Source organism: Chryseobacterium sp. HNCC26DJ241 (genome assembly GCF_057180505.1).
Genome location: NZ_JBXUGL010000001.1, coordinates 332,369 through 343,802, shown reverse-complemented (window position 1 = coordinate 343,802; position 11,434 = coordinate 332,369). Strand labels below are relative to the sequence as shown.

The following is an 11,434-nucleotide window of genomic DNA, read 5'->3' as shown; positions in this document are numbered from 1 at the left end:
GATCTAAAAACTAAATATCATGACAACAAAAGCAGATGTAATCGCAAAAATAGAAACCATTAACGATGGTGGTAACAATACCGCAAAAGAAGTGCGGGAAGTACTGAACGAAATATTGGACTACACAGAAAATGTACCTTTTCCGACAAATGAAAAAGTTGAATTTTTCCATTTTTGGAGTGATAAGCCTATAAAAGATCAAGATGGTTTTTCATCTTTATTGTATTCATTTAAAGGAATTAGCGAGCAAACTGTGAATTTCACTTTCAAATTTTTATTGCTTAATCCGTCGCAACAGCGAGAGAAAATAAGTTTTTTTTATAAACTTCCAAGCAAAATAATTACAGAATTAAAGAAAATTATGCAGAATGATGGAGATAATTTGAGATTTTTGGTACCAGGCTGCTATGGAAATTTTTATGCCAATCATGTATGTCTTAATATTTCTATTATGGAAGATAGGTTTTTAGAATTACATTTTTCTAACACCAATTTCAATGAAAATAATTATGATAATGGATTTAATATTTTCACATCTATTCATTTCCATTGTCCGCCATTTAACTTTGATTCTCAAGAATAATGCATCTTCTCCAGAAACATATCATGGATATACAATGCTCTTCCCAACCTTTGGGAAAAGAGATACAGAATACATTATCCGATATATTGGAGAAAGAATTTTACCCGAAATTGGAAGTTTTGCTCTATCAATATTCTGTCAAAAATTATACTTGGACTATAGATCAATTGACAATTCAATTGCCTGATATATCTCGAAAAGATTGGAAAAAAGAGCTGGTCAATCAGTCACTGATCCAAATAGAGAATTATCTGAAGAATCATTTTCGGAATGTCAGCTTCAATAATAATGAAGAAAATTTAGAAGAACTGGGTTTTGAAACAAAAGATTCTCATCTTGTAAATTTACTGATTGGGTATTTAAAAACAGGAGTAATTGCAGAGAACACGCTTTCTCGTAATATTGATGAAATAGTAAAGGCAATAAAGATTTCCGACGCTTTTATCGAAAAACTATTTATGGTATTTTATAGCCATAAAAAAGCTCTTATACGCTATTATTTCAACATTCCTGATTTTTTCCGGAAAAAAGTACAATCTGAAATACTTAACTATTCTTATCAAGACAAATTCGTCAGATTTATTAATTTTTTCAATTCTGAAATTGAATTTTCTTCTGTGGAAGAAATGGAAGAATGGATAGAAAATTCAGGATTGTATTTCGAAAATACAAAGATGAATTCTGAAAATCCGGATCGATATTCCGAAAAATTGGAAAAGGATTTTGACCTGTCTTCAAATGAGGAATATGATCAGGATCAAAATTTAGATAATGAAAATGAATCAGAAATAAAAAATGAGCCAGAAAAAGACCAGAATCTAAAAGATAGAAATCTTGAAGTAAATAAAAATAAGAGAAAAAGCGATAATGAAATTGCAAATGAAATGGAATTTAGAAATGATTTTACAATAGAAAAACAGGAAGCCAAGAGTTCTATACTTGTAAATTCATCTCTTTATATTGAAAATGCGGGATTGGTGATTTTGCATCCGTTTCTTTCCACACTTTTTGAAAAACTCAATCTGTGTAAAGAGGAATTATGGACTGATAAAAAAAATCAGCATAAAGCTATTGCATTGACTCAATACTTGATTACCGGTCAGGAAATTTTTTTTGAAAACGAACTGGTTTTAAATAAACTGCTTTGCGGTTTTCCTCTTGATGATGTAGTAAATACTAAGCAAAAAATAAATAAAAGGGAAAAAGAAATGTGTAAAGACTTATTATTAGCAGTTATAGATCACTGGACAATACTGAAAGGTACATCTATTGAAGCATTTCGCGAAACCTTTTTGCAAAGAATGGGCAAATTATCAATCTCGGAATCTGGTTCTTACGAGCTTTGGGTAGAAGAAAAAGGAGTAGATATTTTGTTGGAACAATTACCTTGGGGAATCGGATTAATACAAACTCCTTGGATGGACAATTTTTTACATTGTTATTGGAATTAAAAAAGCAAAAATTATGGAAACGCTAACCGCTCAAAAAGAGCAGAAAATACAAGCAAAAGCAAAAAAGTCAAATTTTTTCCAACCTGTCATTCAGAAAAAACTGAGTGTAGGTTCTGCTAATGATTCCTATGAAGTAGAAGCTGACAAAGTAGCGGATAAAGTAATGAAAATGCCCGAACCTTCTACACAAATTACACATACCGGATCTTTAGTACAACGGAAATGTGCGCATTGTGAACAGGAAGAAAAACTTCAGATGAAACCTTTAGCGGAAACTATTTCTCCATTAATTCAACGTTCCTCTTCAGAAAATGGGGGAGTTGCTTCAGATCATGTAGAAAGCCGGATCAATTCCAGTAAAGGAGGCGGAAACAGTATGGATAGCGGAACTAAAAATTTTATGGAGAGCCGTTTCGGAACAGATTTTTCGGATGTAAAAATCCACAACGGAAGCGAAGCGGTACAAATGAGCCGAGAATTGAATGCACAAGCGTTTACTGTAGGAAATGATATTTATTTTAATGAAGGAAAGTACAATCCCAATTCTGATAGTGGAAAACATTTATTAGCCCATGAATTGACGCATACGGTGCAGCAAAGTGGCGGAATTGGAAGAAAGGTACAGAAATTGGGAGCTAATCCTAACTGTACAGCTGCCGAAATAAGACAAGTCCATCAAGCGATTTTTAATGCGCGAGGTTGGATAATAAATGCTTTAAAAAAAATAGAGAGTAACCCTATTCATTCGAGAGTTTTGCCAAGTTTAAGAAGAAATTTTGGAGGAACTCATGGAGTAGAAGCTAATCTTCCTTTAATTACTTCCAGAATAAGAGTAGCCTTTAGAACTCTTGGAAATATGGAAGTTTCTTGTGATACAGCAGGAACAACAGCTTTATGTATAGCAAATCATTGTGGCTGGTCTGTAGCAGGTTCAAATGCTGCTACTATATGCACAAATCCTCCAAGTACGCTTACTTTGCCCAACGCTTTTGGAACAGAGTGTTTGCTCCACGAATCGTTTCACGCTGGAATGTCATTTATGAATATAGATCATTATCAAGGTAATGCCGGTTATCCTGGTGCAGGTTCTGAACCATTAATAAATGCAGATTCCTATGCACACTTTGTACGAGAATTAAGTTAAATAAAATTTTAGAAAATGAAATTTTCAGAGACCTTACAGAAAAAAAGAATTGTAGAAAAAAAAAGTACTACGAATTTCTTTCAACCTGTCATTCAGAAAAAACTGAGTGTAGGTTCTGCTAATGATTCTTATGAAGTAGAAGCCGACAAAGTAGCAGATAAAGTAATGAAAATGCCCGAACCTTCTACACAAATTACACATACCGGATCTTTAGTGCAAAGGAAATGTGCAGCTTGTGAAGAAGAAGAAAAATTACAAAAAAAGCCTTTAGCTGAAAGTATTTCTCCATTGATTCAGCGTTCTTCTTCAGAAAATGGGGGAGTTGCTTCAGATCATGTAGAAAGCCGGATCAATTCCAGCAAAGGAGGCGGAGACAGTATGGATAGCGGAACTAAAAATTTTATGGAAAGCCGTTTCGGAATAGATTTTTCGGAGGTTAAAATCCACACCGGAAGTGAAGCGGTACAAATGAGCCGAGAACTGAATGCACAAGCGTTTACTGTAGGAAATGACATTTATTTTAATGAAGGAAAGTACAGTCCTAATTCTGATACTGGAAAACATTTATTAGCCCATGAATTGACGCATACGGTACAGCAAAGCGGCGGAGTTGAGAGAAAATTACAAAAACAAGAAGAAGGTGACCCATGTACTTACAGAACAGCGAATGTAAAGGATAGAGAGATACATCTTAATCTAAATTTAAATTCCGTGAGAATTTACCAAAGAAGCGGCACTGGTTTTTCGGTATTACATCAGTATGACAACCTGATTACCGGACCAAGTACTTCCGGTTTGGCAAGGAATAATGATTGGTGTCATTTATATTCAATAAAAGGATTCCAGAGATTATCAGGTCATGGATTGATTAATTTTGTTAATTATTGTGGTGATTTTGGTTTCCATAGTAACTATTGGAGACACGGTAATCCAAGACCAACAACACCTACACTTATACCCGGTAGTCAATCTGCGGGATGTGCCAGAATACCTGATGTAGACGAAAATTCCACAGCAAGCAGTCGGTCAAACGAATTTTATAATTCTGTACAGATGGGCGATTGCGTTAGAATCTATAATAGACCTTTCTGGAGAGACCCTACTTTTTCAAATTGTCATGGAAGTGATAATTGCAGTGCATCATAATATATAATCTGAAATGAGGGCTACTTATAATTAAATTTTAAAATAATGAATTTTTACGATTCTTTTCCAAAAACAGCATCTCAACTTCCTTATAAAAACGGCGAAGACAAATCCTTTTTTGCCCAAAAAGTTCCGGAAAAAATCATTATGAAAAAAAAAGATGCAGAAGACTCTTGGATAAATGATACGGATGGCAGTACTGCAAGATATTATAAGACGCAAAAAGAGGCAGAAGCTCGCATGAAAAAACTAAAGGCAAAAGGAGAGTGGAAAGAATATAAAATAGAAAGTTTTGAAATCAATAAAACCATTTTTTGGAGAGTAAAGATGAGAGGTAAGCAAAATGTTGAACAGGAAAAAACAAAAGAAGACTCCCAAAAGAAAAAAGTGGAATCCCCAAAACAGAAAGAAGAAACTGCAAAAGCACCTGTTGAATCTAAAGCATCTATACCTTCTCCTACATTTGCTTTAACATTTGATGATGGACCTCATTCCGCCGAGTTGGGAAAATCTATAAATCGTACGGAAAAAGTATTGGATGATTTACAGACGGAAGGAATTAAAGCCGCTTTTTTTATTCAAACAGGAGTTACTTACAGAGGTGCAAGTACTGTAGGAAAAGCACTTGTAAAAAGAATGCAGAAAGACGGACATATTGTAGGAGTGCATACAGGAAGTACAGAAGACCATAAATTGCATACTACTTCAGCTAAAGAAGGTACATTAGAAAAAGAATTAGAAAGTGCAAAAAGCTATATAAATACAGAAACAGGAAGTAATCCCACATTAGTAAGGCCTCCTACTGGAGCATTTAATGCAGATGTTTCCAGTATTTATGCAAAAACCAATCTTCAGAATCTTATGTGGGATATAGATGGAGATCAAGGGAAAGATTTACCTTTAAAAGATCTTAAATCTCGCTTAGATACAGGTTTGGCAGCCGCCAAATCAAAAGGATGGAAACCTTGGGTACAAAAATTATCTTCCAAAATAGTTATTTTGTATCATGATATTCAAAAAGGTACAGCCAATAATTTGAGAACTCTCATTCAATATATTAGAGATCAGGTAAAAGCTTTGGGAGGTGGAACTGCTAATTTTGATAAGCCGTAATGTAAAAAACTAAAATAATATAAGCATTAATTCTTTTCGAAAAACCTTTTTTCCATGAGCAGTAAAAAACAAGCAGTAGTTATTATTCACGGTATTGGTGATCAAAATCCAATGGATACCGCTAGAGAATTTGTAGAAAACATAAAAGAAAAGGAAGAAGCATTATACAGTAGTCCTGATAGAATTGCTAATTTTTACGAAACACGCAGACTGAGTTTAAGTGGAAAGAAAACCGATTTTTATGAGTTTTATTGGGCTAATTTAATGTCTGAACCTTCTCTAACGGAAATTTACAGTTGGGTATTTCGCTTATTTTTTAAAAAAAATATTCCCATTCGATTGCAAAATATTATATATGGTATCAGAGGTATTTTGATCGCCCTATTATTATTGATACCTGTACTTTATATAATAAATAAATCCATTTTTGATGGGAAAATTATACTTAATTTGTTAAGTTCAACAGCAATAAGTGGGGTATTAGGTTTTGGTCTTTTTAAATATATAATACCTAAAATTAATTCCCAAATTTCTAATAGTGTAGGAGATGCATTTAAGTATCTTTCGCCATTTCCAAAGAATATAGATGCCCGTTTTAAAATACGCAGTAAAGGAATAAATTTATTGAAAAAACTTCATGAGCAGAAAGACGAAAATGGAGAACAGCTGTATGACAGGATTGTTATTGTAGGGCATAGTTTAGGAAGTGTAGTAGGATATGATATAATCTCTAATCTTTGGAGTGAATATGTATATGAATACAAAATACAAAATCAAGATATTACACAAGAAACGTTGGAAAAAATGTCGGAGTTTGTATCTAAATCACATCAAGAAGATGCATTGGATTTAGATGAATATAAAAAACTGCAAAATAAATTGTTTTTAGAACTCAAAACCTTAAACAATCCTTGGCTCGTATCAGATTTTATCACGCTTGGAAGTCCGTTGTCTCACGGAGGTTTTTTATTTGCAAAAAATGATACTGTTTTTAAAAGTAAAATTAATTATAGAGAATTGCCTACTTCTCCTCCGGAAATAGATATGATTAATATAAAAGGAGTGCTCATCAAAAATTATGAAAAACCTATTTATTTTGAAAAACAGTTTAATACTACTGCAAAAGAAAAAGTGAATGTAAAAGTAATCAACCATGCAGCACAATTTTCATTCATTCAATGGACTAATATATATTTTACCAATGATTTTGTAGGAGGAAATATAGATTGTTTGGGTAAAGGAATTACAAACTATCAACTAAAACCAGAGGGAAGCTGGGCAAAAAAGAAGCTGCCGGTTTGGTCCCATACAGATTATTGGAACAGTGAACAACAAGAATCACTCAAAATTCTTAAATCTCTAATCTTTGAAAAATAATTATGCTTTTCCAAAACCTAAAATCTTTCATTATAAATTCTCTTGCTCCTCAAAGTGAAGAAACAATAACTACGAATCTTAATTTTCAGAATACTTTTTCCGAAGTTTTGGAAAGAGCGACTACGCACGAAGAAGCCGTAGTTTTGCTAATGGCTTTAGCTCCACACGTTTTGCCTCACTTTTTTGATGAGATTGTAAAAGAATTTCATCCGGAAGGTGGAGAATTTCCGGAATGGGGAGGAATAAGATTGGAAAATCATAGAGGAATGTTGCCTACCGGAGAAACTGTTCAGTACATTTTAGCAGGAGAAAATATTGAAAAAAGATTGCAAATTCAGAGATTATTTGAAACTTCGCATTGGTTTTTCAAAAATCAAATAATGAGTATAGACTCTGTAAAAGAAGGAGAACCATTAATGAGCGGAAGGCTTATCCTAAAACCGGAAGCTGTCCATTTATTATTGTTTGGAGAAAAAATGAAACCAAAATTCAGCCCGGATTTTCCTGCAAAAGAAGTTTCTACCCAGTTAGAATGGAAGGATCTCGTGGTAAGTTCTACTATTCAAAATCAAATACATCAGATGAGATTGTGGATAAAACACCATCAAACTCTTCGAGAAAATTGGGGAATGGGAAAACATATTTTACCCGGTTACAGAACGTTATTTTATGGCCCTTCCGGAACAGGGAAAACACTTACTGCCACTCTTTTAGGAAAGGAATTTCAGCGGGAAGTGTATCGCATAGATCTGTCTCAAATAGTTTCCAAATACATTGGCGAAACAGAAAAAAATTTAGAAAAGATATTTACTCAAGCTGAAAACAAAAACTGGATACTGATTTTTGACGAAGCCGATGCTTTATTTGGGAAAAGAACCCAGACCAAATCATCTAATGACCGATATGCCAATCAGGAAGTGAGCTATTTATTGCAAAGAGTGGAAAATTTTAACGGATTGATTATTCTTACCTCAAATTTTAAGAATAATATTGATGATGCATTTCTGCGGCGTTTCAATTGTTTAATCAGCTATAGCAAACCTAATTCCGAAGAAAGATTGTTGCTGTGGCAAAAAATTCTTCCGAAAGATATTACTTTGGAAGATTCTGATATTCTGAATAAACTGGCAGTGCAATATGAATTAACAGGTGCACAGATAGTTTCCGCTATGGCTTATGCATGTCTTCAGGCAATTGAAGAAGGTGTTCAGGTTCTTAAAAATATTTTTCTGTTGAAAGGAATAGAAGCTGAATATATAAAGGAAGAGAAAACTTATAATTCTTTAATGTAAATCATCAAATTGTTCACATTTTTAGAGAATGTTTAAATTTTAAATCTTTTAGGTTCGACGAAGTCAAATTAATGGAATCGAAAATTAGCTTCGGGAAGCGTATTGTTTTTTAAAAATTGTTCATATTCAGGGGAAAGTTTCTCTCGCTCGTATGTATTTTTTCCGGTCATTGATCCCAGTCTGATTTTGTCTTTTCCATATTTTTTATTGAGCATATCCATTGCTTTCATAATAGGCAGGTGTTTACCTTGAATATCCTTTTCAAATAGGCTGGTCAGTCTTTCATTTTCCGGAACAAAATCCGAAACAATAACACCCGCTTTTTTGTAGCTGAAACCTTCTTTGAAAATTTCATCAAAAATCATGGAAGCATATTTTGCCAAAATAATAGATGAGCTGGAAGGGTTGTCCAAAATGATAGTTAATCCGTTTTTATATTCGGGAAGGTCTGGTCTGTATCGATTGGTTCTAACAAAAACAGTGATAGATTTGCAGCAGCTTTCCTGCTTTCTCAATTTTTCTGCACAATACATTGCAAAAGTTTCTATTCGCTCTCGCAATTCCTCTTTTTCGGTAATCATTTTCATAAAGCTTCTGGTGACAGCAATAGATTTTTTTCCTGAAGAGACTTTCTCCAATTCATATTGACGGATTCCTTTTAACTCATTAATCATCCGGATTCCCTGAATTCCCATGATTTTTTTTACCCACATTTCCGGCTTTTGCAAAAGATCCCAGGCTTTGTAAATTCCGTGATCCTGCATTTTGGTACTTAATCTTCTTCCAATTCCCCAAACGTCTTCAATAGGTAACCATTTTAATGCTTTTTCAATTTTTTCAGATGTATCCAGAAAATAGATTCCCTGAAATTTTTCAGGATATTTTTTTGCTATTCTGTTGGCAATTTTGCAAAGCGTTTTTGTGGGGGCTATTCCAATACTTGTAGGGATTTTTGAACTTTCGTAGATCTTATTCTTTATTTCCTGACAATAAGAATTCAGGTCAATATACTTAAAGCCGTGAAAATCTAAAAAGAGCTCATCTATACTATACACTTCAAATTCCGGAGCATAATTTTTAGCTATTTCAATTACCTGTTGGCTTTTGAAATTGTACAATTCAAATTTTGCAGAAAAACTTTTTACATCATTTTTTTCCAGTAGATCTTTGTATTTGAAAACGGGTGCACCCATCGGAATTCCTAATTCTTTAGCTTCATTACTTCGTGAAACTACACAACCATCATTATTGGAAAGTACCACAACAGGTTTTCCTATAAGAGAATTATCCAAAGTTCTCTCACAGGAAACAAAGAAATTATTACAATCTACAAGTGCAAACATGGAACAAGCGTATCAATAATTAATCTAAATGAATTGAAATAACGGCTTATTCAAATATACAAATTTCATACTGAACTTAATCAAACGATAGCTGATATACAAGACAATATGATAAATCTCTATCATTCTGGAAATAATGTAATTGTTGAATTTGAATCTTCGGGAATAATTTTAGCAAATACATTAGATTATCTATGCATTGAATTTTCATTTTCCTCCACTTCATGTTTTAGTTGGGCTTTATAAAGAGTAGAGTAGTAGCCGTTGTTTCGGAGGAGTTCTGCATGTTTTCCTTCTTCTACTATTTTTCCGCCATCCATTACAATAATTTTATCGGCTTTTTCTATGGTGGAAAGTCGGTGGGCAATAATAATGGAAGTTCGGTTTTTGGTAATTTTTTCAGTAGCTCTTTGGATCAGTTTTTCACTTTCGTGGTCAATGGAAGAAGTTGCTTCGTCCAGAATCAAAATTTTAGGATCGGAAAGATAGGCTCTTAAAAATGAAAGCAATTGCCTTTGTCCCAGAGAAATAGAAGAACCTCTTTCACTGACTACGAAATTATAATTTTCCGGAAGCTGTTCTATAAATTCATCAACTTCAATTTCTCTTGCTGCTTTTTTTATTTTTTCCAAAGTAATGGTTTCATCTCCGAAAGCAAGATTTTCAAAAATACTTCCATGAAAAAGAAAAACATCCTGCAAAACCACACCAATATGACTTCTCAAGTTGTAAAGTTCATAATCTTTAAGTTCAATATCATCAATCAATATTTTCCCGGAATTAATGTCATACAATCGGGTAATCAAACTGATGATTGTCGATTTTCCGGCTCCGGTTGCACCCACTATTGCAACGGTTTCTCCCGGATTTACTTTAAAATCAATACCTTTTAAAACTTCCTGCTTTTCATCATAAGCAAAATGTACATTCTGGAATTCTATTTTTCCATCAAAATGATCTTTCGTAATTTTTCCTTGATTTGGCATGGAATAATCTTCGTCCATTACGCCCAAAACTCTTTCTGCACCTACTATTCCGCGCTGAATATTATTGAATCTGTCCGCAATTTGTCTCAACGGACGAATCAGCATCGAAATATATTGGATAAATGCAATTACTTCTCCTGCTGTAATCGTGATATATCCTCCATAAAATAAAATAAATCCGATGAATAAAGAAGAAATTAATTCAACAACCGGGAAAAACAATGAGAAAATATAGACAGTCCTTAAAAGTGCAGATTTCAGAATGGTATTGATAGTATCAAATTTTTTGAATTCTGCTTCTTCCCTCCCAAAAACCTGAATCAGAGGCATTCCTGCTAAACGTTCTTGTACAAAAGAATTTTGATTGGCTGTCCACGTTCTTTCGTCTCCGAATGCTTTTTTCAATCTTTTTTGGAAAAATCGTGTAATAAGAACCATGATAGGCAATATTGCCAGTGAAATATAGCTTAAATGTACATTCACCTGAAACATCATTATCAAAACAAAAATAATCCTCAGAACATCACCGAAGACCATCAGAAAACCATCTGTATACACAGTAGAGATGGTTTCTACATCACCTACAGCACGAGTTACCAATTGGCCGATCGGAGTTTTATCAAAAAATGAAGTTTTGAAATAGATAAGTTTATGATACAATCGTTCACGAAGATCACGAATAACGTTCTGCGAAATAAAATTGGAAAAATAAACCAGAAAAAAATTCAGAATTGTTTCCGCAAAAACTAAGGCGATGAAGATATAGATATGCTTCATCATCAAAGATTTATCACGAAGTTTGATGATATCCGAATCTACAATTTCCATAGAAAGATACGGTCGATATGTAGAAACTATGGAAAGTAAAATGGAAATAAACAATGCAGCAATAAACCAAGAACGGAACTTCATCCCAATCTTGAAAAGCCTTTGTATAATGTTCCAGGTGGTTTGTTTTTTCATCAAAAAGAAAGGTAAACTACTTCAAAAAAGTATATG

Annotated in this window: 9 protein-coding genes; 7 read left to right on the top strand and 2 right to left on the bottom strand. The window is 33.5% G+C overall.

Going from position 1 to position 11,434, the window contains the following annotated elements:
- Positions 1–19: 19 nt before the first annotated feature.
- Genes AC2A1C_RS01525 through AC2A1C_RS01495 form a run of 7 tightly spaced genes read left to right on the top strand, consistent with a single transcriptional unit; the run spans position 20 to position 8,106 of the window.
- The gene (locus AC2A1C_RS01525) at positions 20–583 is read left to right on the top strand and encodes a hypothetical protein (RefSeq protein ID WP_484022789.1); all 564 of its coding nucleotides are present in this window, start codon (positions 20–22) and stop codon (positions 581–583) included.
- Complete coding sequence (locus AC2A1C_RS01520) at positions 583–2,034, top strand: contractile injection system tape measure protein (protein WP_484022788.1); 1,452 nt, start codon at positions 583–585, stop codon at positions 2,032–2,034. Before AC2A1C_RS01525 ends, AC2A1C_RS01520 begins: the two co-directional genes overlap by 1 nt.
- Before the next feature lie 13 nt (positions 2,035–2,047).
- The gene (locus AC2A1C_RS01515) at positions 2,048–3,178 is read left to right on the top strand and encodes an eCIS core domain-containing M35 family metalloendopeptidase (protein ID WP_484022786.1); all 1,131 of its coding nucleotides are present in this window, start codon (positions 2,048–2,050) and stop codon (positions 3,176–3,178) included.
- 15 nt (positions 3,179–3,193) lie between these two features.
- A complete protein-coding gene (locus tag AC2A1C_RS01510; protein ID WP_484022784.1) occupies positions 3,194–4,324 on the top strand; it encodes an eCIS core domain-containing protein in 1,131 nt (376 codons plus the stop codon).
- A 45-nt stretch (positions 4,325–4,369) separates the two neighbouring features.
- Complete coding sequence (locus AC2A1C_RS01505) at positions 4,370–5,437, top strand: polysaccharide deacetylase family protein (RefSeq protein ID WP_484022782.1); 1,068 nt, start codon at positions 4,370–4,372, stop codon at positions 5,435–5,437.
- 54 nt (positions 5,438–5,491) lie between these two features.
- Positions 5,492–6,814, top strand: a complete 1,323-nt coding sequence (locus AC2A1C_RS01500; protein ID WP_484022780.1) for a hypothetical protein — start codon at positions 5,492–5,494, stop codon at positions 6,812–6,814.
- Positions 6,815–6,816: 2 nt separating this feature from the next.
- Positions 6,817–8,106: an ATP-binding protein gene (locus tag AC2A1C_RS01495; RefSeq protein WP_484022778.1), complete on the top strand. Its 1,290-nt coding sequence runs from the start codon at positions 6,817–6,819 to the stop codon at positions 8,104–8,106.
- A gap of 68 nt (positions 8,107–8,174) precedes the next feature.
- Here the strand turns inward: AC2A1C_RS01495 and AC2A1C_RS01490 are convergent, their stop codons facing one another.
- Together AC2A1C_RS01490 and AC2A1C_RS01485 are read right to left on the bottom strand one after the other, a co-directional pair.
- Positions 8,175–9,449 (bottom strand): Y-family DNA polymerase, encoded by a 1,275-nt coding sequence (locus AC2A1C_RS01490; RefSeq protein ID WP_484022776.1) that lies wholly within the window; start codon positions 9,447–9,449, stop codon positions 8,175–8,177.
- A gap of 188 nt (positions 9,450–9,637) precedes the next feature.
- Positions 9,638–11,398 (bottom strand): ABC transporter ATP-binding protein, encoded by a 1,761-nt coding sequence (locus AC2A1C_RS01485; RefSeq protein WP_484022774.1) that lies wholly within the window; start codon positions 11,396–11,398, stop codon positions 9,638–9,640.
- Positions 11,399–11,434 lie beyond the last annotated feature (36 nt).